Below are 25671 nucleotides of genomic sequence, written 5' to 3' on the forward strand. Positions count from 1 at the left end.
TCAACTCCGTTTTGTGCCATCAAGTAGTAGCGACTGCCCTTTGGAGTTCTTTGGGATCTTCTGAAATAACGAGCATAAATTAACAAATTCGACAATAATATTTTTATAAAGTTCGGTCGAATCGTCATTCAAAATAAGTGAACCCGACTGTTTGTAAAAAATTGACGGCTTACTCAGAACCCGTAGCTGACTCTGGCAATAAAACCATAGGCCCTGGAGCTGTCCATCCAGTCATAGTGATAACTGATGGCAAAGGCCAGGTTCCTGTGGCTCTCCATATTAATCACTGCATCAAACTGGTAACGGCTTTGTTCACGTTTGGCCCCGCTCATCAGGAAAGCATTGCCACCTTGGGCAAATTGCGCGGTCATGGTCACCGGGTCATCCTTGAAATCGTGGAAGGCCATCAGGCTGACTTCAGGTTTAACGGTCATACTGGCTGTGGTGATATCACTCGACAGTTTCAGACCCGCGCCCAGCTCCAGTATTTCATAAGTGTCGCTTTTGACTCTTGCAAACCGCAGGATATCTGACCAACCGTTAACGCCTGCCTCCCGGTAGTCGTCTGGCTTGATGCTGGCATAGTTGAAGGCCAGTTGAGGCAACCAGTGCCATTCTCCTGACTGACCCAATGGCATCTTATAGCCAGTCAGAAGACCAACATCCCACGAGTTGACGTCATGTCTGGCCTTGATCTCATTGCCGACAACGTTGCGTTTACCGTCATTATTACTCCAGCTGTAACCTATACGGCCATCGACCAACACAGAGCCCTGCCCAAAGCTCGAATAGACGCTGAAGGTATGCCCTTCGGTATCGATCCTGCTGCTTGAACCGTCGGTCCCGTTGACATCACCCTTTGAGTAGGTATAGGCGACACCTAACGTCATGCGCTCATTCAGATCAGAGTCAACACCCATTGTGAAGCCATGGGTTTTGGCTTGATAGCCGTTGTACCCGTCCTTTTTATCCTGCGCGGCATCCGTGTTGGCATACTGCATCCAGACATTACCGGAGGCAACCATATCACCCGCAGCAATACCGTCGCGAAGGCCTGTCTGTCGGGCGCCAACAGCAGTGCGGGCCTGTCTGATCGCAGCGGTGGCAGAACTTATGGAAGCACCGGACAGGTCCGGAGTCATCTGGTTGACAATTTTGGCGAATTCGGCAGGGTTGTTATTGATCCTCTTGATCTGACTCTGGATCCAGCTGTTCAATGGGTCACTGTCGTTTGATTGACGGGTAGTCAGTGCTATTTCAATCGCCTTCAAGGCTGAATCGTTAGCACCGCCGGATCTGGCAAGATCACCAACGAATGTCGCTACATGGTGGCTGACAAGGAACAGCTGTCTGGCCGTCAGGCGAAGGTAGTAAAGGGTGTGAGGAGTGAACGAAGTCGTTACCAGGGAGGGCATTGTTTTAATGTCGCAGTCGCTTGATTGCATCAAAAGATATTCGCCGCTGTCACCGATATCCGATTGATTATTCAGTAAAACATCGGCTTCAGGACCGACTTCAATTCTGGTGGCTTTGATGTAAGGTGCTTTCAGGTCACGCAACTCATCCAGAGTCACTACCAGTGTACCCTCTTGCTTATAAAGACCTGCCACTTCCAAAGCACTGTCACGTCTGGACGACGGAGCTGCAGAAGGTGCCTTCGCATATAAAGAACCGCCTTTGTTAATATGGACAGTTGTCGAAGCGGTTGAGGTATCAGATCCAGCCTCTGAAGCAAGTTGTAAATATTTGACGGGAGTGACAGACAATTTCAGGTTTGAGGTCAGGGTCAGTTTGCCTGAAATGCTCACTGTTCCCATAGTCTCAATCAGCTGACCACCGAATTGAGCTTCCGGACCGCTGAAGGTCAGGGTGTCCAGCCCGATAATGTTGCCCTCTACGATGCCGTTCTGAACATCCAGACTGTCTCCTTTACCCGGCAGGCTCAGGATGCCGCTAATGGTGCCACCCTCTTGAATAATGTTGATGGGTGGGCGTTTAGTGGAGACGGAGTCATCAAACTTGATCTCTCCTATTGTGCCACGGGTGTTTAATGGTAGCTTCTTGAAAGGTACCGCTGATTTGATGAATTTAAGAGGTAATTTTAAAGCAGCGCCAGCAGGGTCTATGGCTCTGGTCGTTATTAGTCTGGCTGTACCGTTTTCAGTCACCGTGATGCTTAATGGGTTCTGTATGGCAATGGTTTCCCATTGTTTGCCGGTGATCCAGACATTATCTATGCCGCTGACCGATTGAGTGATCTTGCCACCGTTGAGGAACAGATTATCGCCGTAGCCTGGTTGCCCTTTAATGTTTCCGGTGATGCCATTGACATGGTTCAGGGAGAGCTGCGGACGGGCGGAGTCTGGTCTTGAGAAGTCGATTTCATAGATTTTACCGCCTTCATTATTGATAGCAAAGGCTGACCGTTTGAGGAAAGACTTGGTAAAGTCTAATAGCAGACGAGCAGTTCCTTTTTTATCCTTCGTGTCATCGCTGATTCTGGCAACGACACCGCCTTTAACAAGGTTCACAGTGTCAAGATTTTCCATTCTCAAAAAGCCCCATTTATCTCCCTGCAGGATCAGGTTATCAAAGCCGCTCTGTTCCCTGAGAATGCCTGAAACCATTATAAGAGTGTCGTTCATTCCAGGGCGTGCTTTTACCAGGTCAGCATTACCACTGGATTGGACAAATTGCAGTGAAGGGCGCTGAGCGTCGCTGGAAAAGTCCAGACTTGCCAGAGTTCCATGGTTATCAACTTTAAAGAAAACGTCGTTGCTGCGGGTATCGTTAAATGCCAGAGCCAGGGATTTATGGTCATGGGTGGAACCGGTACTGATGCTGCTGACCTTGGCACCGGGGTTTATGATTATGGAATTGGGATTGTTGACTTGCCCTGACACCGACCAGGCATCGGCACTGTCCAGCAGGATGTTTCTGGCTCCCTGAAGCTGGCTGATCCGGACTTCACCTTTCAGCCATAGATCCGCCTGTTTATCGGCATGGCTGGTAATCATAACTGGATGGTTCTCATCACTGATGATGCACAGGGTCTCTTCTGGAACGGTTTTCGTATCTTTTTTGTCAAAAACACGGATCTGATGAATGGAGCTTTCAAGAGTCACTTGTCGTGTATCTGTGGCCCAGTTCAGAAAATCCCATTGTTTACCTGTTACCCTGATGGTATGGATGCTATCAACTGCTCCTTTCACTGAGCCAGTGTCCAGTACCAGTTCATCTTTTTTATCAGAGCGACCTTTGATTTCTTTAACTATTTCACCCCCTTTCTGAGAGAGCTTTAAAGAAGGGCGGTGAGCATCACCGGAAAAGTCCAGGCTCTCCAGTGTTCCATAGTTATCCACTTTAAAGTCGTCGGCATCATTACTGTCAAACACCAGAGCCAGAGATTGAGTCCCGGATTCGGAGTGGGTACTGATATTCCTGACCTGCGCACCCGGTTTTATGGTTATGGAACCAGGGTTGAGGACTTTCCCTGTCACCGACCAGTCTTTAGCGCTGTCCAGCCGGATACCCAGGGCTCCTTCAAGATCAGTGATCCGGGCCACACCTTGTAACCATAGATCTGTTTGTTTACCGGCATGACTGGTGATACTGACTGGATTGCTATGGGTGAGGATGCCCAGAGTCGCTGCTGGCAAGCCTTTTTTCCCTTCCTCGTCTGCCTGCTCTCTCTGGCCTGAAACACGGATCTGCTGAATAGGGCTGTGCAGATCCACGTTCTGAGTGCCGGTGGCCCAATTCAGAAAAGTCCATTCCCGACCTGTTACCCTGATGGTATGAATATCATTAACCGCTTCTGCCACCAAACCCTTGTCAAGTATCAGTTCATCATTTTTATCAGAACGACCCTTGATTTCTTTTACTTCACCCCCTATCAGAGAAAACTGCAGTGGAGGACGGTTAGCGTTACTGGAAAAGTCGAGGCTTCCCAGTGTTCCACTATTATCTACTTTAAAGACATTGTCGTCTGTGTAGGTGCCGTTAAATGACAGGTTTAAGGTTTTATCCGAGCTTCCCCTGTTTAAGTGGGTGGAGTGGGTATTGATACTGCTGACCTGTGCTTCAGGGCTTATGGTGATAGCATTGGGGTTGTAGACTGAGCCATTTACCGACCAGTCTTCAGCACTGTCAAGCAGGATATTTCTGACACCCTCAAGATGGCTGATTTTAGCTTTTCCCCGCAACCATAGATCCGCTTGTTGATCAGCATGACTGCTAATAATGACTGGACTGTCGCTGGTGATCAGGTTCAGGGTGGCGCCTGGCACGGCTTTATGTTGTTTCTTGTCGGAAACCCGGATCTGATGAATAGGACTTTCCAGGATCACTTGTCGTGTGCCGACGGCCCAGTTCAGAAACGTCCATGCTTTACCCGTCACATTGATGGTACGGATATTATTAACTTCGCCTGTTACTAAGCCAGTGTTCAGTATAAGTTGATCGTCCCGATCAGGATGACCTTCGATTGCTCCCATCTCAACCCCTTTCAGAGAGAGCTGTAGAGGAGGTCGTTTAGCGCCGTTCGAAAAGTCCAGTCTCTGCAGTGTTCCGCGGTTATCTACTTTAAAAAAGTTATCGTCAGTATGGGTGCCATTAAATGTCAGGGTTAACGTTTTATCGCCATGACTGGAGCGGGTATTGATGCTGCTGACCTTGGCATGGGGGGTAATGGTTATGGACTTGAGGTTGGGGACTGATCCTGTCACTGACCAAGCGTCAGCAGTGTCCAGCAGAATATTCCTGGCTCCCTGAAGATCGCTGATCTGAGCTTTACCTCGCAACCACAGATCCATTTGTTGATCAGCATGGCTGGTGATACTGATTGGACTTTTGCTGTTGACCAGGCCCAGAGTGCTGCCTGGCATGGTTCCCTGTTCTTTCTTGTCGGAAATACGGATCTGATGAACAGGGCTTTGCAGATCCACTTTCTGTGTGCCGGTGAGCCAGTTCAGAACAGTCCACTCCCCACCTGTTACCCTGACGGTATGGATATTATCAACCGTTCCTTTCACTGAACCCGTCTTCAATTCAAGTTCATCCTGTTTATCGGAACGACCTTTGATGACTGCGGTTTGACCTTGTTGCAGAAACCTCAGCCTGGGACGTTCAGCGTCACTCGAGAAGTCCAGACTCCCTAATTCCCCCTGATTATCCACTTTAATGAAGTCGTTTTTGGTATAGTTGCTGTTAAATGCCAGACTTAAAGCACCATGGTCACTGCCATGGCTGGAGTGGGTATTGATGCTGTTGATCTGCGCACCGTCGTTTATATTTATGGAATTGGGGTTGTACACTGACCCTGTCACTGACCAGGCATCAGCATTGTCACTTGTTACCGTGATGGTAGAGATATCATTAACCGCTGCTGTTACTGACCCCTTATTCAGTACAAATTTATCATTCAGGTCAGAACGGCCCTTGATGGTTCCTGTTTCCCCCCCTTCCAGAAACAACAATAGAGGTTTTCGGTCGTCTTTTGAAGATAGATCAATCGTCTTGATGATGCTCTCAGGCAAGCTATGAACAACCAGATCACCAGCAACCAAAGTTGATTGGCTGAACGACAGATAGAGTGATTTGGGTTTGTTCGAGGGAGGTTTAGTAGTTATCTCTTCAATCTGACCTCCGGAACCTGCTGTAATGGTGAGCAGGTCAGGCAAAGGTGCAACAGGCGAGACTGACCAGTTCCCGGAATGGTAAACAGCTATATGCCTTAGCTCCGGTAAATGATTAAGCTGAGCGCTACCGGACAGGCTCAGAGTCTCTATCTTGCCTCCCCCTTCAGTATTTATGTCCAGTTTGTTAATGCTGTCACTTGTAGTAGCAAACCTTAAAGTAGTTTCAGGGGGTTCGAACGAGGATGCTATTGTGTCGCTCACAAACAGGCGACTGATCTGACTGGATGTATCAAACCTGGTCGCCCCTGAAATCCAGCCATTCAGGTTCCAGTCTGTTCCGGAAATATTAATGGTGGAAAAGCCGGAAATATTGCCCTTTATGGATACTGTCGTATTTTTACCCGAGACTTCTTCAAGGGGAGGTGCAATATAAAGAGCGTTGTTTTTGCCACCAACACTCTCGATATTTCCTGTTACGTATCCTCCATACATATGCAGAGGGGATTGACCCGCCTGCTCCATTTTAATGGCAGGCGCCCCCTCAATGACGTATCCGGGTTTAATGCTATGGCCTCTTGGAAAATTACCAGAATACAGCAACCCGGTGCCAGTACCTCTGACGGTTCCCGCATTCACTAACTGACCATTGCCAGAGATTTTGATGCCAATGGCATTATCTTTGGTAAAAATATTACCACTGTTGTCTACTTTAGCTCGATGTGTGTCTGTGCTCATACCAACGCTACCGTCGCCAGCAACGTTGATATTGGCCCAGTTGGTAGCGGTGGAGGAGTATCCGTCCGGGGGAGGGTTACTGGCATCGATGGTTGCAGCCATACCATAATTGTTTTTGCCATTAACGTTGAGGGTGCCTCTATTGCGAACTTCTGCATTACCCTGTTCTACTCCGAAGTCGTGGACATTTTGATTTCTGGCTTTCATTCCATAGGATGGTTGGTCGCCTGAGGACTGGCCGGATACGTTAAGAGTGCCACTGTTTGTACCTAAACCGTTGATAATAAAGAAGCCACTTGCAGGACTGCCTAACACATCAATGGTTCCGTCTATCTCATTAGCAGCAGCTGCATCTTTGTTCACAGACTGAAAGGCCCTGGGTGCAGTTCGTCTCTCTACCCCTTGAACAGAGACTGTGCCCTGGTTGCTGATAGTATCCCCGTATTTGGTCAGGGCCATGATGACTTCCGCAGCGTTACCGTTCTTGTCTCGTGCGCTGCTGAGCACTCCCTTGTTGATGACTTTATTGTTCATACCTACAGCACTATCGATCATATGGACTTCGGTCTGCTGTTTATTGCCACTGGGTAATTCACTGGTGACAGAACCTTCGATGGTTAATGTTCCATTCACCATTTTTATGTAATTTATCTCGTCGGGTTTAGATGCATCAGCGGGACCTATGGTGACGGTACTATCTTTTGGGATGGATTCTGCCCACTCTACAACTTTGGTTTTATGGGGGGGCCATTCGTTGGGGTCAAAGCGGCTACCGCCACTATCATCTCCCAAAACCCACCCGGAAATCACAGAAGCAACGGCAAAAGCTAAAATAATCTTCGAGTAAAAAACATGAGGCCTGGGATGACTCATTGATACACCTTAAAAAGTCATTGGAATATTAGCAGGAGGCGTACTACGGGAAAAAAGCGGCAGACAGTTTAGGAAAAACCACCGCTGAAAATCTGATTTGGCGTTCAAAAGATGACCAGAGCTGAGCCATGCGCATTCTAGGTAAACAAAGGAATGTTTTGAAATACCCTTTAATTTTTAAAAAACAGGTTTTTAGCCCGAAAAACGACACAGTGTACGTATTCCGGGGCTGACTTTGATGCCTCATCCGCTGTTTAATAGCCGGCTTCAAGTCAGGATGAATCTGCCCCGCTACCATACCTTTGGGTTGACCGGGTGTGTACTCAACCCTGATGGTACCATCCTGAAAAGATCGAAAACTCATGGCGACCCCGCCGTATTTGCAATCAATGCACTGCTGGATGATCAGCGCCATGATTTGCGGTACGCCTTCGAGACAGACTTCAGGCCGGTACCTAAAACATCGTCTTCTTTCTGGACGACAGAGAGGTAAGTACTCAGCCATACGGAATCGAATATTTCTGGCTTATTGGGCAGAAATATTCGATTCCGTATGGCTGAGTACTTATCCCTTTCATTATGTTCATCTTAGAATCATCGGTTGATACGTTAATCAATTATTTACGTATGACATTGATATTTTTATAAAGTTCAACCGTCCTGCTGAAGTGGGTAAAAAACGCAGTCTGTTGGCCAATGCTGTCAGAACGGTCAGACCTTATTCGCAGGTTATTTCGAAGAATTCAAAAACTGCCGGATTTCTTTTGGTTGCTGCATTGACAAAGTCATAATCCATTTGAAGCCTTGAAGCAGCAAATTCGAAAGCAAGACAGTTCTGCTCAATTAAGCCCAGCATGTACTCTCGATCATTCAGTAAGGTTTCACTGGCATGATATAAGCTATGAACATCACCTGCGATTGCGATTTGTATAATTTTTTTATCGCCTCGTAATCTTTCACTGGCATGACGCAGGGCTTGCGGAAACGTCTCAACAGCGGCCATGACCACTGTTTCATCGTCCCGAAGTGTTGCGCTGGCAAATTCCAGCAGACGACCATTCTGAGAGACTGCGGTCATGACGACCTCTTTATCGTCAAGAAGTTCCGGGCTGGTATATTGCAACTGTCTGGCCTTCTGAGTAACTGCGGCCATAACCACCTCTTTATCATTTTTCAGTTCTGTACTCACATATTCCAGGTCACCTGGATAAACTCTAATGGTGGGTAACACCACCTCTTTATCACTTCGAACCCGTTGGCTGGCATATTTCAGCCCATGCATGAGTAAGACATTCCTGACCTTTTCTTTATCTTCCGGAACTGGCTGACCCGGAGGAATATCAAACTCCAGTCTGACATTAAGGGATGGTTTGATAACATAGTATTGACCTTCCAGATGGGGATACACATAGGCAAACAATGGCATAGCATGTTCCGGATGTATCAATAAAAGATGCTGTAAAAGTTCCCTGCGGCTGTCGTCATCGATCTCATCACTCATTAACACTTTCCGAAGATTGCTCTCTGATTCACCTAAACGTCGACAATGATCAATAAACTGTCGTTGTTGGTGGTTGTTCAATAACTGGTCGCAGGGAATAAGGCATTTGTAAAAATCGTATAATTTCCAATCATAAAACATTGAGAAAAGACATTGATGAAAAGCGAATCTATCGGCTTCTGTCGTAATATCACGATTAAGGCGTTGTGCCAGCAGGTTAAAGTCCCACTGATCTCCTTCAAAGATGGGCAGGTCCGACAATTGAAGATCCAGATTATAGGTACTGTTTAATACAGTGATCAGTTTTTCAAAGGCACCCTGCAGGACTGGACGTGATTTTATTCGGGAGCATTCGACGATCATTTCACCTGCTACTTCGTTGCAGCTCAGCTTCATACTCTCCGTATTTTCTCCCAGTTCGATCGCTCTCAATAACTGCACCAGAAACCACATGCGCTTTAACTTGCCGGGATTATAGAGACCTGATGCACGATGCTTACGAAATTTGTCTGAAAATTTCAGTCGCAAGGTTCGTCCTTTACCCCCCTCTGCCTGTTCAAGCAGCTCGACAAGGCCTAGATGACTTCCTAATTTCAGGTTAACAATCAAGGCATTATTCATACTGATGACAGTCGCTTTTTTCGCTGATTTTTCGATGGACTCCTTGGCGAACGGAGTCAACAGCGATGCCTTTTCACCCGACTTACCCGGAGTGGTGCAATCAACATAGGTGGCATGCCCTATTCTGGATAGCCTGCCCTGACCCGACCCCAAAGTGACCGGTGCCAGAGCCTCTACGAAACGCTGATGCAGAGCAAAAATCAGTTCATGGACACTAAGCACCTGCTCGGCCTTCCCGAAGTTGAGTGCTTGAAGACAGGATTGCAGCTGATGGCAGTCTGCCACCCACTGACGAAACATTACCGGGGAAAGCTGACCGTCTTCAGCAGCTTGCATTCGCATAATGATATTCTCTAAGTCGGATCGGATGGTCTGTTTCAGCGTCTCAAAGCGTTTGTTCAGTTGCGGTAATTCATCTCGCAATGTCTCAATCAGGGGTGAACTGCTGTTGCCCGCCAGCTGCAGAAATGCCTGGTACACCTGTAACAGCTTTTCAGCCCCATAAATCAGTCGTTTTATGTTCTCTCTGGTCTCAGCCAGTAGCTCTGATCGTTGCCGCGACATGCTCAGTTTTATCGGGTTGGCCAGGCAATCCAGTCCGCCACCGGAGGCAAAAAATGCCAACAGGCGGGCGTTTTGATCCGTCAGCCACTGAAAACCGCTGGCGACCTGGCGAAGTGTGTCTTCAGAGGGAGACAAATCATCCCGCGTCGGGACAGCATTTCCCGGGGGCATATCTGAGAAGGCAGAGGATAAACTTCTGTGGCTGGCCAGTTTTCCGGTAAGGTCACCGGCAACAACAAAGGCTCCGGGCTGACTGTTAAAGCGGGCGCAGGCCAGTGTCGTCTGTTGGCCATTCTGAGCGGCCAATGCCGGAAACTGATCATCGGCCCGCATTAAGGTTATTTTTTCCTGCCTCATAAGGATCGCTACATGATCATTGAATCCTGCTTTGGCAAAGACAAAGCCCCTCACTCGCTTCAGGAACTCAGGCTCAAGCATCCAATCTTCAGCATGATCGGCCACCACAATGGCTCCTTCTGGCATAGAGTCTGCCGCTTGTTCTTCCGCCAGCCAGAGTGTTCCGGTGCAATAGCCTTCGCTGATGCCCTGACCACCGGTCAGGGTCTCTTCTGGTATAGGCATGGCAAAATCCATGCCGCCAGAGAGTCGGGTAACAGGGCGTACCTGTAACAGAAACAGGCGACCCTGGCGATCAATGGCAAACTCCACATCCACGGGGCAGAGCAACAGGTCTTCCAGCTTTATCACCGCCTCCATGAGTTCTGAAACCGTTTCATCAGTGAGTTGCAGTCCACCGTCGCCTGATTGAGCATCAACATTAGCAATTCTTGTTTCCGAATAGCCGTTATTATTCTTGTGCAAGACAAAGTGACTTGAGAGGGTTCCGGGAAAGTATTGATAACTGTGAGCTTCTTCTTTGTGATCCTTGCGATAAATATCGATGCGGTGGGGCGTGTTACCGGACTGCCCTGCCACTACGCCTCTGGGTTGACCTGTTGTAAACTCTGCCCTGACAGCATTATCCTGAAAAGATTGAAAACTCATGGCGACCCCACCATATCGGCAGTCAATGCACTCCTGGATGATCAGCGCCATGGGTGGGGGTATGACTTCGGGACAGACTTCAGGCCGATAACCTGAGGCCATGACCTTGAGGCAGGTACGCAAAATATCCTCTTCTGCCTGCACTATCGACAGGTATTTACCCGCCTGGGAATCGCCGTAGTTATCTTCGTTGATGCCGGAACTGCGGACAATAACCGGCTGCGATCTGGAGAGTCGGTCCAGCCGACGGAGCAGACCTCTGATCTCCCGGGCCGCTTCAGAATCTTTAACCTGTTCGTAAAAGTCCTCACTGGCCACAAATTGCGCCAGACCCGGCAGCCACTTATCCCTTTTGCTTTGCTCTGAAGGTGGCAAGGCATTGAGGTGTTCACGGATGTTCTTCAGGCTGGTCTCTGCCTTCAGTTCACGGTCAATCCCGGGCAGATAGCGGTCAAGTCTATCCAGAGGGTGTTGTTCAAGAGCATTCATGAGTTGAGCAGTAACACACTCGAACGGTGGCACAGACAGACCGGCTTTCTTCATGCGCTGCAAAAACATTCCCTTGCCCCCAAACTGTTCCCGGTTGGAGGGGGAACAGTCAGCAGCCTGATCTGAATCAGCTGGACGGCAGGTGCGCCTGGCGAGCGACTCTGGGTCAGAAACGCCACCGGAATGAGAATTACCGAAATACCTTTTAGGAGAATCATCAGTCCCGATGGATGGACTGCCAGCCCGGATATTATGATTTGGAATCGTTGTCAGGCTTTTAGAATCTGACGTCTCAGCAGTAGCAGGTAACATCAAGACATCCCTCTCGTGTTAAAAACTTCCATGATTTAATCGCTAAAGTTCAATAGATTATTTTCATTTTGACAATGATGTTGTTATAAAGTTCAACCGACAGCCTGAAGCTGACGATAGAAAAAAGTAATGAGCTGGTAACACGGTATGCGTTGCCAGGAAAATCAGACCTTAAGTACTCAACCATACGAAATCATATTTTCTGGCTTATTGTTCAGGCACTCGCGGCAACTGCTCCTGCGTTGCTCTAGCTCCTGCATCCATGCAGTCGTGCTGCGTTGCAACTCTGGTCACATAGCTTGCTATGTTCCCGTCGTTGCGCCTTGCAGAGCACCTGCCCAATAAGTCAGAAATATTCGATTCCGTATGGTTGGCAACAGGAACAGGCGACCCTGACGATCAATGGCAAACTCCACATCCACGGGGCAGAACAACAGTTTTTCCAGCTTTTTCACCACCTTCCTGAGTTTTGAAACCATCTTATCACTGAGTCGCTGCCTGCCGTCGTTTGATTGGACATCGGCACCATCCATTCTTTTTTCCGAATAACCGTTATTGTTCCTGTGCAGGATAAATTGGCTTGAGATCGTTCCGGGAAAGTATTGATAACTGTCAGCTCCTTTTCGACCCTTGCGGGAAATTTCAATGCGGTGAGGCGTGTTACCAGACTGACCTGCCACTGCACCTCTGGGTTGACCGGGTGTAAACTCAACCCTGATGGTATCATCAGCAAAGGATTTAAAGCTCATGGCGACTCCGCCGTATTGGCAATCAATACACTGCTGGATGATCAGTGCCATGGGTTGTGGTATGACTTCTGAACAGACTTCAGGCCGGTAAGCTGAGGCCATAACCTTAAGACAGGTTCGCAAAACATCCTCATCGCCCTGAACTACCGAAAGGTATTTGCCCGCCTGGGCATCGCCGTAGTTATCTTCATTAATGCCGGAACTCCGGACAATAAGCGGCCCTGATGTTGATAGTCCGTGATCCCTGATGTGTCGGGCCGCTTCTGAATCTTTAACCTGCGCATAAAAGTCATCACTGGCAATAAATTTCGCCATACCCGCCAGCCAGCACTCTCTTCTGATTTGCTCTGAAGGTAACAACAAATTGAGGCGTTCCCTGATGTTCGCCAGACTGATCTCCGGTGCATTGCCGATCCCGGGGAAATAGGGCTCCAGACCCTGGCTGTCCAGAGGGTGATATTCCAGCGCATTCGTGACCTGAGTTGTCACACACTGAAAGGGTGGCACAGGCATACCGGCTGCTTTCATGCGCTGCAAAAACATCCCCTTGCCGCCAACTTGTTCCCGGTTGCAAGGAAAACAGTCAGCAGCCTGATGGGAAGCAGGTGAGCAGCAGATGCGCATTGCGAGCAACGTTGGCTTGTTCGCTGGCAGATAATTAATCACTTTCTTTGACAAGGATGTTTTTATAAAGTTCACCCTTCAGACTGAATCAAACGATGGGAAAAACAGCAATAACCGGGCAACAGGGTTTCCAGCAGTCAATGTTCCCGGAGTCGAACAGAATTTATTGGCAGATTACCCGACGTATTTACGAACTTCGGGGTTTCTGGAGATTGCTAAATTGATAAAGTGGGTATCATTTTGAAGGCTGTTAGTAATATTTGAGAAAGCAAATGAATCGATTGCAATCAAGTCCAGCAAAAACTCGCGATCATTTAATATCTGTTCACCGGCCCCTCTTAAATAATACATACTTTTAGCAACGGCTATTCGAACAATATCTTTATCGCTTCGCAATCTTTCACTTGCATACTGCAGGGCTCCGGCATACTGTTTGACAGCAGCCATTACCACTTCCTCATTATCCTTAACTTTCTGGCTGGCATGTTGTAGCTGAGAACCATTCTGAGTGACTGATGCCATGACGATATCGCTATCATTCCTCAGCTCTTTACTGACATATTCCAGTTGTTCAGGATGTTTTAAAATGGCAGGCAACACAAGGTCTTTATCATTGAGAACCGCCTGGCTGGCATATTTCAACCCATGCTTGAGCAGGGCATTTTTGAGCTTTTCTTTGTGATCCCCAGATGGCTGACCTGGCGGAACATAAAACTTCAGACGCGCACCGCAGGATGGTTTGATAACATAATGCTGACCTTTCAAGTGAGGATAGATAATCTCAAAAATTGGCATAGCGATTTTAGCATTTGTCAATAAAAAATGCTGTAAGAGTTCAGTGCGAGTGCCCTCACCGATCTCATCACTCATTAACATTTCCCGAAAATGGTCCGTCGATTTTCTCATGCACGTTTCTAAGCGTTGAACAATATGAATAAACTGCTGGTGTTGTTTACTTAATAGATGGTAAAAATGCGGAACTTTATGTAAATAAGTTTTAGCGATTGAGAAAAGGCAGTCTTCAAAGGCAAATCGATCGGCTTCTGTTACAACATTGCTATCAAGGCGCTGTGCAAGTGTGTTAAAGCACCAGTGATCTTCTTCAAAAATGGCTTTGTCCAGAAAAACATCTAATTGATCAGTTTCACCTAGCACCGTTAGCAATTTTTCAAAGGCATGCTGCATGTTTTTAGTTGATGTCATTTGGTGGCATTCAACGATAATTTTTCCCGCTGCGGCATTGCAACTGAGCTTCATGCTATCAGAATCTTTATCCAGTTCGACCACTTTCAGTAACTTGGCCAGAAACCACATACGCTTTAACTTGCCCGGTTGATCACTGCCATCAGGTTTCTGAAATCGGTCAGAAAATGTCATCCGCAAGGTTCGTCCTTTACCCCCCTCTGCGTGTTCAAGTAGTTCGATAACACTCGTATGTTGACAAAGCCCCAGGTTAACAACCAAAGCATCGTCCACACTGACAACAGTCCCTGAAAGCCATAATTTATTCAACATTGCTTTGCCGGCCGAGCTCAATAGCGGTGTCGCCTGACTGCGGGTCGTGCAATCAACATAGGTGATGTCATTTCTCTCAGATATCCTGCCCTGACGCGAATCCCGAGTAACCGGCTCCAATGCGTCTACGAAACGCTGATGCAGGGCAAAAATCAGCTCATGGACACTACGGATCTGTTTAGCCTCATCAAGGTTGAATGCCTGAAGACAGTATTGCAGCTGATGGCAGTCTGCCACCCACTGACGAAACACTCCCGGGGATACCTGCCCTTTTTCAGCGGCTTGTTCAGCGGCTTGCAGTGGAAGAACGACACTCTTTAGCGCTGATTGGATGGTCTGTTTCAGCATCTCGAACCGGTTGTCCAGTTGCGATAATTCTTTCCGCCTTGACTTGACCTCGGATGAAGGCCATTTACCCGCCAACTGCAAGAAGGCCCGATACCCATCCAGCATTGCTTCAGCCCCATTAACCAGCCGATTTACACTGTCCTCAGTCTTTGAGAGCAGCTCTGATCGTTGTGGCGACATGCTCAGTTTTACCGGGTTTGACAGATAATCCAGTCCACCGCCAGAGGCAAAAAATGCCAACAGCCGGGCATTTTGATCCGTGAGCCATTGAAAACCGCTGGCGACCTGATGGAATGTGCCTTCAGGCGGGGACAGATCCTCCCGGGACGGGACAACTTTTGCAAACAGCTCATCAGAAACAGCAGAGACCAGGCTTTTGTGACTGGCCAGTTTTTCGGCAATGTCACCGGCAACAATAAAGGCTCCGGGCTCACCGTTAAAGCGGGCGCAGGCCAGTGTCGCCTGTTGTCCATAGTGAGCGGCCAAGGCCAAATATTGGCCACCAGCCCGCATCAGGGTTATTTTTCTCTGCCTCATGAGTATCGCGACATGATCATTGCATCCTGCTTCGGCCAGGACAAAACCCCCTGCCCGCTTCAGGAAGTCAGGCCCAAGCATCCAGTCTTCAGCGTGGTGGGCCACGACAATGGCGCCCTCTGGCATAGATTCTGCGTGTTGTTTATTGGCCTGCCAGAGTGGTCCGGTACAGAAGCCTTCGCTGATACCCTCGCCAATGGCCAGGGTCTCTTCGGGTATGGACATGGCAAAAACCATATCGCCAGAAAGTCGGGTAACAGGGCGCACCTGCAAGATGAACAGACGACCCCAATGATCGATGGCGAACTCAACATCCACGGGGCAGAACAAGAGGTTTTCCAGCTCTGTCACGATATTTCTGAGTTCTGAAATCATCTTATCAGTGAGTCGCTGCCCGCCGTCGTTTGATTGGACATGAGCGCCAGCAATTCTTTTTTCCGAATAACCGTTATTGTTCTTGTGCAGAATAAATTGGCTTGAGATCGTCCCGGGAAAGTATTGATAACTGTCAGCTCCTTCTCGACCCTCGCGAGATATATCAATGCGGTGAGGCGTATTACCAGACTGCCCTGCCACTACCCCTCTGGGTTGACCGGATGTGTACTCAACCATGATGGTATCCTTCTGAAAGGATTGAAAGCTCATGGCGACCCCGCCATACAGGCAGTCAATACACTGCTGGATGATCAGCGCCATGGGTTGCGGTATTCCTTCGGGACAGACTTCAGGCCGGTAGGCTGAGGCCATGACCTTAAGGCAGGTGCTTAAAACATCGTCTTGTTCCTGAACGACAGAGAGGTATTTGCCTGCCTGGGCATCGCCGTAGTTATCTTCATTAATGCCAGAGCTGCGAACAATCACGGGCTGTGACAGGGAGACTCCGTTCAACTCTTGGCGCAGATCCCTGATGTGTTGCGCCGCTTCAGAACCTTTAACCTGTTCGTAATAGTCATCACTGGCAATAAATTCTGCCAGACCCGCCAGCCAGTTATTCTTTTTGGCTTGCTCTGAAGCGGACAAGGTATTGAGATATTCCCGGATGTTCGTCAGGCTGGTCTCTGCGCCCCATCCATGGGCGATCCCGGGGAGATAGCGGGCTAAACGATGGGGGTCCAGAGGCTGTTGTGCAAGCGCATTCATAACTTGAGCAGTGACACATTTGAAGGGTGGAACAGACAGACCGGCTTTTATCATGCGCAGCAAAAACATGCCTTTGCCCCCAAATTGCTCCCTGTTGGCGCTAAAACAGTCAGCAGCCTGATCTGAAACAGGTGAACGGCAGGTGCGCTTGGTTAGCTGCCTTGGGTCGGGAACGCCATCGGGATCAATTTCCGTGAAGTACCTTTTAGGTGATTCATTGACCTCAGTATCCTGATTGGGATCAGTTGCCACGTTTTGATGATTTGAAATATCAACAGTAGCAGTAGCAGTAGCAGTAGCAGTGGCAGTAACATTTAACATCAAGATATCCCTCTTATGATATTTTCATCCATGATCCAAGCACAAACGCATAAAGTGATTACCTAACATTTGACAATAATGCTTTGATAAAGTTCACCCGTCTGTCTGAAGCAGATAATAGAAAAGATGATAAGCTGTTGAAGGCAAGGTTTTCAGAATAGATCTGAACCTATTCCCGGAATCTGACGTATTTACCAAGTTCGGGATTTCTCAGGTTTGCTTCATTGACAAAATCTTTATCAGTTTTAAGCTCTGGAGCTGCATATTGGAAAACCTGATGATTCTTTGCAATTAAGTCCAGCATGTACTCGCGATCACTCAATAAGGTCTCACTGCCATATTTTAAGATATTAACATTGACAGCCACTAAGCTTTCAATAGTGCTTTTATCGCTTCGGATTGTATTACTGGCATACCAAAAAACTTTGGAATACACAGTGGCAGCCGCCATGACAACATCTCTATCATTCCTCAGCTCTGAACTCAAAAATTGCAGCTCTTCGGGATGTCGTGAAATAGCGGGTAATACAAAGTCTTTATCATTTCGAACCCGTTGGCTGGCATATTGCAGTCCGTGCTTAAGCAAGGCACTGCTGACCTTTTCTTTATGATCCCCAAGCAATTGGCCCGGTGGCACATAAAACTCCAATCTGTAACTGTAAGATGGATTGATAACGAAACATTGATCTCCCAGGTCATACAATCGCTCAATCAATCGGGTAGCGATTCTGGGATTTAATAATAGAAAATGATGTAAGAGCTCCATGCGAGCGTCCTCACTGATCATCATTAACCTTTCCGCCAGAGTGTCCCATGGATTTTCCCTGATAAACTTTGACCTCCGACACAACCCTAACCGCCGGGCATGATGAGCAAACTGTTGGTGGTGTTTACTTAAAAGCTGGCAGCACGCGGCAGTAACGGACCAAATGCTCCCAGCCCGATAAGCCATCACAAAAAGGCAATGTTGGAAGGCGAATCTATCCGCTTCTGTCACAACATCACGATCAAGACGCTGTGCAAGCAGGTTAAAGTCCCACTGACCTCCTTCAAAAATGGGTCTGGAATTCAAATCAAGATCCAGATCAAACATAGCACGTAACACAATGATCAGTTTTGCAAAGGCATGCTGCATGGTTTTACGTAATTTCATTCGGGGGCATTCGACGATCATTTCACCCGCTACGGCGTTGCAACTCAGCTTCATGCTATCGGCATCTTTATCCAGTTCAATCTCTCTCAATAATTGCGCCAGAAACCACATACGCCTGAACTTGCCGGGTTTATCATAGTCATAGGTTGCATCAAATTTGTCTGAGAATGTCAGCCGCAAGGTTCGTCCTTTACCCCCATCTGCCTGTTCCAGTAGCTCGATAAGTCCCACATGACTTCCCAGCTCCAGGTTAACAATCACGGCTTCATCCATACTGATGACGGTCCCGGAAAGCTCCAGCTCTTCCATAGAGGCTTTGTCGGAAATTCTCAATAGCGGTGCCTCTTCACCCGGTGTCGTACAATCGACATAGGTGATGTTATTTTCCCCGGATATCCTGCCCTGACCCGAAGCCAGAGTGACCGGTGCCAATGCTTTTACAAAGCACTGGTGCAGGACAAAAATCAGTTCATGGACACTCCGCACCTGCTCAGCCTCTTGTGGATTGAGCGCTTGAAGACAGGATTTTAGCTGATGGCAGTCTGCTACCCACGAACGAAACATTCCCGTGGATAACTGCCCGTCTTCAGCGATTTGCATTGGCTTAATGATTCTCTCCAAGCCGGATCGGATGATCTGTTTCAGCGCCTCGAACCGGTTAAACAGTTGCTGCAATTCTTCCAGCAATCGCCCGACCTTAGGTGAACCTCTATGACCCGCCAGCCGCAAGAATGCCTGGTAGCCATCCAGCAGTGCTTCAGCGCCATGAATCAGCCGATTTACGTTATCTCTGGTCTCAACAAGTCGCTTTGTTCGTTGCGGTGACATACTCAATTTTATCGGGTTTACCAGAGAATCCAGTCCACTGCCGGGGGCAAAAAGTGCCAGCAGGCGGGCATTTTGATCCGTGAGCCATTGAAAACCACTGCCAACCTGATGGAATGTGCCTTCAGATGGAGACAAATCATCCCGGGACGGCAAGGCTCTTGTTGACGGTGCACCAGAGAATACAGAGAACAGGCTTCTGTGACTGGCCAGTTCTTTGCTAAGGTCACCGGCAACAATAAAGGCTCTGGGCTTGCTTTTGAAGCGGCCACAGGCCAGCGTCGCCTGCTGGCCAACCTCAGCAGCCAGAGTGTCAAACTGCCCGTCGGCCAGCATTAAGGGCTTTTTTTCCTGTCTCATGAGTATCGCCACATGATCATTGAATCCTCCTTCTGCAATGACAAAACCTCCTGCCCGCATCAGGAACCCGGGCTCAAGCATCCAGTCTTCGGTGTGTTGCGCCACAACAATGGCTTCATCTGGCATAGCGCCTGCCTCTTGTTTTTTGGCCAGCCAGAGTGGTCCGGTGCAATAGCCTTCGCTGATACCCTCGCCAATGGCCAGTGGCTCCTCGGGTATGGGCATGGCAAAATCCATGCCGCCAGAGAGTTGCGTGATGGGGCGTACCTGCAACAGGAACAGACGACCATAATTGTTTATGGCAAACTCCACATCCACCGGGCAGAGCAACAGGTTTTCCAGCTCTGTAACCGCCTTCCTGAGATCTGAAACCGTTTCATCAGTGAGTTTCTGTCCACCGTCGTCTGATTGAGCAGCAACATGATCAATTCTTGTTTCCGAATAGCCGTTATTGTTCTTTTGCAGAATAAAGCGACTTGTGATCGTACCGGGAAAGTATTGAGAGCCTGCAGTTCCTTCTTTGCAATCCTCACGATAAATATCAATGCGATGGGGCGTGTTACCGGACTGCCCTGCCACTACGCCTCTGGGTTGACCGGGCGTGTACTCAACCCTGACGGTATCATCCTGAAAGGATTGAAAGCTCATGGCGACGCCGCCGTATTGGCAATCAACGCAGTGTTGGATAATCAACGCCATAGGTTGCGGTATGCCTTCGGGACAGACTTCAGACCGGTAGCCTGAGGCCATGACCTTAAGACAGGTTCGCAAAATATCCTCTTCTCCCTGAACTAAAGAGAGGTATTTGCCCGCCTGGGCATCGCCGTAGTTATCTTCATCGATGCCGGAACTGCGGACGATCACGGGCTGTGATGTGTTGAGTTTGTCCAGCTGACAACGCAGATCCCTGATTTGTCGGGCCGCTTCAGAATCTTTAACCTGTTGGTAATAGTCATCACTGACAATAAATTGCGCCAGACCCGCCAGCCAGCTATCCCTTTTGGTTTGCTCTGAAGGCGGCAGGGAATTGAGGTATTCCCGGAGGTTCTTCAGGTTGGTCTGTGCTTCCGATTCATGGTCAATCCGGGGGAGATAGGCAGGGGGATCCAGAGGGTGTTGCTCAAGCACACTCATGATTTGAGCAGTAACACATTCGAAGGGCGGAACAGACAGACCGGCTTGCTTCATGCGCCGTAAAAACATTCCCTTACCGCCAAGTTGTTCCCTGCTGAAAGAAAAAGAGTCAGCAGCCTGATCTGAAGCAGGTGAACGGCAGCTGCGCGTGCCCAGCAACTTTGGATCGGGAACACCACCGGGATCAGGATCACTGAAATAGCTTATAGTTGATTTATCAGCATTAGTAATCTGATTGGGGTCAGTTGTCAGACTTTGAGGATCTGATATTTCAAAAGTCTTATCAGGTAACATGATTTAATCGCTAACGTGAAAAGCAAATATTTACCTTCGACAACGATGTTTTTATAAAGTTCGCCAATCAGCCTGAAACACGCAAATTGATCAGGCGATAAAATAATACCAATGGTGCTTTCTAGTGCAACCAAGCCTTGATATGCATACAACCCCCTCGTTCCCATGCTTTGCGTGGGAATGCATACCTCACCTAACAAACTGGTACGTCACTTCAATGAGTTTGATATGAACAATCTACGTTCATCCTGAGCGGAGTCGAAGGATGTGGACTCAGAACCAATAATGAAGACCGTGCCAACCACCCTTCGACTCCGCTCAGGGTGAACGGAGTTTGGGTGCCATTGATAGAGGGAACCCGTCAATTACACTGAAATCGTGTACTAGTTTGTTGGGTGAAATCGGGATAGGGCGTAGCCTCACAGCTACGCTCACCGGGTAGAAGGAGCTACCAATTGTAGCTCCAACCCCCTCAGATCCCGGCGTGCGGATTTCCCGCACCGGGCTCTTCGATATTTGACTCACAGCACAGCCATGGATTTCATTGCCATAAAAGGCAGCATTATCCTCGGTTTCTGTAGCGGCAGAAGCTGCTTGAGGTTATGGTACTTTTCCCATGGAATCTTGCCTTTCCGGCATCGGCTACACAGCATCTTGTACCAGTAGCGGTCAACAAACCGGTAAAGCTTCTCCATACTTCGGAAGTTTCCTCCCAGACCGTAATACGCATAATGCCCTCTCAACCGTCGATTGATCGCTGTCACTTGTTCGTGCAGCGGATCATGGCGTATTCGTCTCAGCAGTTCCTTCAGTTTGGCTATGCTGCGTCTTAGGCGGGATTTTTCCGTTCTCCTTCCCACCATGAAGTTTCCTTTCAGATTCCTTGTGCAGTAGTGCGTAAAGCCAAGGAAGTAAACCGTTTCCGATCGTCTTCCCCACGACTGGCAAAACGTCCGAACCTGACTAACCGGGTTTTATCCGGCTCCAGTTTCAACGCAAATTTCTCCAGTCGCTGTGGCAGCACATTCATGAACCGCTCCGCATCACTGCGATACTGAAAACACACCACAAAGTCATCAATGTACCTGATCAGCCATGCCTCGCCTTTTAGCCGGGGCTTGACCTTGCACTCGAACCAGAGGTCAAGCACATAATGCAGGTACAGGTTGCTCAGAACTACGCTGATCGGCCCACCCTGAGGCGTACCTTCTTCACACTCTTGCAACTCCCCGGCCTCCATCACCCCGGCTTTCAACCAGCGCCGTATAAGGTTCAGGATTCTGGGATCACCGACCCGGTGTTCCACAAAACGAAGCAGCCATCCATGGTCAAGACTCCCAAAGAAGTTCTTCAAGTCCGCTTCCAGCACCCAGCTGACCTTTCGGCCTGAAACCACCTCGTTAAAAGTGGACAGGGCATGGTGCGCTCCCAGTCGTGGCCTGCCACCCATGGAACAGGGCAAAAAGTCCTGCTCATAAATAGCATTCAGCACATCAGCAACACTTCGCTGCAAAGCCCGGTCATTGATGCAGGGAACACCCAGAGGGCGCTTTTCCTTTTTCCCCGGCTTGGGTATCCATGCCCTTTTGACCGGCGGTGCCTTGTAGCCTTGCCGATGGATAGACGTCAGTGTCTGTTGCAACCACCGCTTAAAGTCTTTCTTTGTCTCTTCGACAGTCAGCCCATCGACTCCGGGCGATGTGTTGTGTGGAATCTTGTTCAGATTCATACACAGGCTCGCCGGGGTAATATGATGTGCCAGACTTGTGAAGCGAAGTTTCGGATAACTCCGGGCTTTCGCTGCTACCCTCTCCAGTCCCGTTGCCATGGCTGGTTTACCTTCTCACTGCGTAAAAGACCGTAACTCCCTCAGATGTGGAGCCCATGTTTCCCTGGAAAGGCTCAAATACCGCCAGCCGCTTCCCCATGTGACGGGCTCTCCCCGCCTCGGAGTACTATCAGCTGGTCTGACTTCCTGAACGTCATCAAGTCGTTCTTGCTTTACAGGCTCGTCGGACCCTACAGGCTCCGCCTGAACGTTCAGGATCTCCCTCGTTCACGTAAAATCATTCGATAACATGCCGTGGGTACGAACCCCGGAAGCAGTCGGGATGCCTTGTCATTAGCGGAGCTCCCGACTTCCGCTTTCCCCATTGAGAGAGAAGGTCAGCCACTTCAACCACGTTCAATTTCGGGGCTAATTATCCCTTAGCAGACGTTACGGCCTGTTATCACCCTGTCTACGCTTCGCAGTAGTCGTTACCTTCTACCACGCAAGACTCGGTACACGGCTGCCGACCACAGCTTTACCGCGATGACCATTTCAGGTCACAAGATTTTACGCGCTTGCAAGGCGCAACTCCCACAACACCCAGCATACGGGTCCGTACTGGGCGTTTCGGTCAGTTAAGCAGCCAATAATCTAATCAAACCTAATTCATCGAACCAACTATTCGGCAATGCTAAGTGTAGCGCAGGACTCCGGCTTATCCGCCAGTACCCTTTGCTCGATCCTACTGTCTGCCTCGTCAGCTCTTCACTGACTCCTCGCCTTCTTAGCTCCGCATATCGCTTCGGACTTTTCTTCCATTGATACCAGAGCAAACTTCTCAATCGTCGCCTGATCCAGCAGTCAAAGTTTTCAAACTCCGAACGGGTTTCAACTTCTCGAAAGTAGTTCTTCCAGCCCCGTAAATAGCGATTCAGAGACTCCAATCTCTGCTCCAGTGACCGCCCGCCTTTGCGGGTTAGTTGTTTGACCTTGTCCCTGAACCGCTTGCAGGTTTTATCTGCCAGCTTCTTCCTGCCATCTCTGGTAAAGCTGTATCCCAGGAACGCCCGCCTCCATGCCTTGTCAACTGCACTTTTCGCAACGTTGACCTTTAGCTTCAGCTTACTTTCGATGTAACGAGTCAAACTTGCCATCACTCTCTCGCCTGCTTTCTTGCTTCGCACAAACACCCGACAGTCGTCAGCATAACGTACAAATCGTAAATCACGCTTTTCTAACTCTTTATCGAGTTCATCCAGTACGATGTTAGATAACACAGGTGAGAGCGGTCCTCCCTGAGGCACTCCTTCAGTCTGCGGTTTTACCAGCCCGTTCTCCATCACTCCGGACTGTAGGAATCGTCGAATTAAACGTAATACATCCTTGTCATCTGTGTGAACGGCCAGTTTTGCCATCAGTCGATCATGGTTAACCCGGTCGAAGAATTTCGACAGGTCAATGTCCACAACCCAGTTATATCCTTCTCGGATATACGACTGAGCCTGATTAATCGCCTGATGAGCTGACCGGTTCGGCCTGAACCCGTAACTGAAAGATGAGAACCTTAGTTCCCACTCGGCCTGCAATACTTGCTGTATCGCTTGCTGCACCATTCGGTCTAAGGCGATTGGTATACCCAACTGCCTTTCTCCTCCGTCCGGTTTGGGAATCAGTACTCGCCTTACGGGAGCAGGACGCCATTCTCCCTGCAAAAGACATTGTCGCAGTTCATGACCATGTTCTTGTAGATGGGTGTACAACCCTTCCACTGTCATACGGTCGATGCCTGCTGCGCCTTTATTGCGTTTAACTCGCTGAAAGGCTCTTGTTAAATTATTGGGGTTGGCGATACGCTCCATCAGTCTCGTACCACCCGCCGGGCTTTCGTAATCCTGTGATACCGACACGACCTCAGCTCTCATAGCCTTGCAGCCTCCGGTTCCGCCGTGACCACTTGGCATGAGTTCCAGTGTTTGCTGGATTTGTCTGCGTCCAGTGTATCGAATAACAGAAACTACTCACCACTCTGTACCGTTCAGGCCTTCACTGACATACGCCAGCTACTATGCCATCTGCTGACTTCTGTGTGGCGGTCAAGTCACCTTACGATGACCTCAGTCCGAAATATCAGACACCACACAGACCTCCCGAGGTAAGTCACACCGCCTTCGCCGCACAACCGCCAGATCTACTGCCTGAATGTCCGGATGAGTATGGACTTCGTCATCATACGCTGACTCGTCCTCACGCAAACAGCCTCATATCTGATTTCTGTTCGTCGGCTCGCGGTTTTGCTCCACACTGCCTTCAGCCTGCACCTCGCGATACAAACCTTGTGCTTCACTAGTCCTTCGCCCTCATCTGGCTGGACAGGGGACTTTCACCCCCAAGCTGTGTGACATGCTCGGCACACGTATGCATTCCCACGCTGGAGCGTGGGAACGAGGTAAGTCCGACAGGCTGCTAGCTCCCGTGATGAGCATGGAGATTTGAGCCTTAACACAAGGCGGCGGTGGCCAACGCAGAATTAAGGCTCAAATCTTCAGCGCAATAGGGAGTTAGAACGTAGACCGGGTTGCGTAGACCGGGTCGCACGCCGAAGGCGTTCGTGTGCAGGGGCGAAGCCCCGGAACGAACTGGAAACACTTCTAATGTTGCGTTTGCACCGTATCCCAAATGATCTACAATGGCACTGTGTCGAACAATATGACACATGAGAAGTGCTTACAATGAGCAAGAGCGCGATGATCCGGGCCAGAATAGAGCCTGATATAAAGGAACAAGCTGAAGCGATATTCAGGAAACTTGGACTGAACGCAACAGACGCAATCACTTTGTTTTATAAGCAGGTAGGCTTATGTAACGGGTTGCCTTTTGATGTTCGTATACCTAATGATGAAACCCTGAAAACTTTCGAAGATACAGACAAGGGGGCAGGTTTGACTCGATATGATTCTATGGCAGAAATGTTTGATGATCTGGACAAAGAATGATACTTACTCCTCTCGTAGAACCTGATTGGTTATTGATCTACAAAGTGATTGGAAGTGAAATCTTTTTTGAAAGAACTGGATCACATTCTGATTTATTTGGGTAGCAACGTAACGAGTCTCTAGAAAAACCACCTTAAAGTGTATTAGTCACGACCTGATGTGACACCA

The 25671-nt window shown here is 48.8% G+C and carries 11 protein-coding genes; 3 read left to right on the forward strand and 8 right to left on the reverse strand.

Annotated features, from left to right (window positions below; all coding sequences use genetic code 11):
- Nucleotides 1–173: 173 nt before the first annotated feature.
- Nucleotides 174–7247 carry an autotransporter outer membrane beta-barrel domain-containing protein gene (locus P6910_RS13820; protein ID WP_317141874.1) on the reverse strand — a complete coding sequence of 2358 codons (7074 nt, stop codon included), beginning with the start codon at nucleotides 7245–7247 and terminating at the stop codon, nucleotides 174–176.
- 277 nt (nucleotides 7248–7524) lie between these two features.
- On the opposite strand from P6910_RS13820, the gene P6910_RS13825 reads away from it, so the two are divergent.
- Nucleotides 7525–7740, forward strand: coding sequence for a hypothetical protein (locus P6910_RS13825; protein WP_317141875.1), 216 nt, complete (start codon nucleotides 7525–7527; stop codon nucleotides 7738–7740).
- A gap of 225 nt (nucleotides 7741–7965) precedes the next feature.
- Here the strand turns inward: P6910_RS13825 and P6910_RS13830 are convergent, their stop codons facing one another.
- The 7 genes from P6910_RS13830 to ltrA form a co-directional block, all read right to left on the reverse strand.
- Nucleotides 7966–11739 (reverse strand): DUF4116 domain-containing protein, encoded by a 3774-nt coding sequence (locus tag P6910_RS13830; protein ID WP_317141876.1) that lies wholly within the window; start codon nucleotides 11737–11739, stop codon nucleotides 7966–7968.
- A 302-nt stretch (nucleotides 11740–12041) separates the two neighbouring features.
- The gene (locus tag P6910_RS13835) at nucleotides 12042–13112 is read right to left on the reverse strand and encodes a PEP/pyruvate-binding domain-containing protein (protein ID WP_317146552.1); all 1071 of its coding nucleotides are present in this window, start codon (nucleotides 13110–13112) and stop codon (nucleotides 12042–12044) included.
- Nucleotides 13113–13286: 174 nt separating this feature from the next.
- The gene (locus P6910_RS13840) at nucleotides 13287–16973 is read right to left on the reverse strand and encodes a DUF4116 domain-containing protein (RefSeq protein WP_317141877.1); all 3687 of its coding nucleotides are present in this window, start codon (nucleotides 16971–16973) and stop codon (nucleotides 13287–13289) included.
- A gap of 169 nt (nucleotides 16974–17142) precedes the next feature.
- Nucleotides 17143–20739 carry a DUF4116 domain-containing protein gene (locus tag P6910_RS13845; RefSeq protein ID WP_317141878.1) on the reverse strand — a complete coding sequence of 1199 codons (3597 nt, stop codon included), beginning with the start codon at nucleotides 20737–20739 and terminating at the stop codon, nucleotides 17143–17145.
- A 521-nt stretch (nucleotides 20740–21260) separates the two neighbouring features.
- Complete coding sequence (locus P6910_RS13850) at nucleotides 21261–21602, reverse strand: group II intron maturase-specific domain-containing protein (protein WP_317141879.1); 342 nt, start codon at nucleotides 21600–21602, stop codon at nucleotides 21261–21263.
- An 11-nt stretch (nucleotides 21603–21613) separates the two neighbouring features.
- The gene (locus P6910_RS13855) at nucleotides 21614–22567 is read right to left on the reverse strand and encodes a reverse transcriptase domain-containing protein (protein WP_317141880.1); all 954 of its coding nucleotides are present in this window, start codon (nucleotides 22565–22567) and stop codon (nucleotides 21614–21616) included.
- Nucleotides 22568–23145: 578 nt separating this feature from the next.
- Entirely contained in the window at nucleotides 23146–24471 is a 1326-nt protein-coding gene (gene ltrA, locus P6910_RS13860; protein ID WP_252176896.1) for a group II intron reverse transcriptase/maturase, read from the reverse strand.
- A 768-nt stretch (nucleotides 24472–25239) separates the two neighbouring features.
- On the opposite strand from ltrA, the gene P6910_RS13865 reads away from it, so the two are divergent.
- Together P6910_RS13865 and P6910_RS26845 are read left to right on the forward strand one after the other, a co-directional pair.
- Nucleotides 25240–25503, forward strand: a complete 264-nt coding sequence (locus tag P6910_RS13865) for a type II toxin-antitoxin system RelB/DinJ family antitoxin (RefSeq protein ID WP_317141881.1) — start codon at nucleotides 25240–25242, stop codon at nucleotides 25501–25503.
- Nucleotides 25500–25607: a type II toxin-antitoxin system YafQ family toxin gene (locus tag P6910_RS26845; protein ID WP_410493834.1), complete on the forward strand. Its 108-nt coding sequence runs from the start codon at nucleotides 25500–25502 to the stop codon at nucleotides 25605–25607. Before P6910_RS13865 ends, P6910_RS26845 begins: the two co-directional genes overlap by 4 nt.
- Nucleotides 25608–25671: the final 64 nt, after the last annotated feature.

Source organism: Endozoicomonas sp. 8E, from assembly GCF_032883915.1.
GTDB lineage: Bacteria > Pseudomonadota > Gammaproteobacteria > Pseudomonadales > Endozoicomonadaceae > Endozoicomonas_A.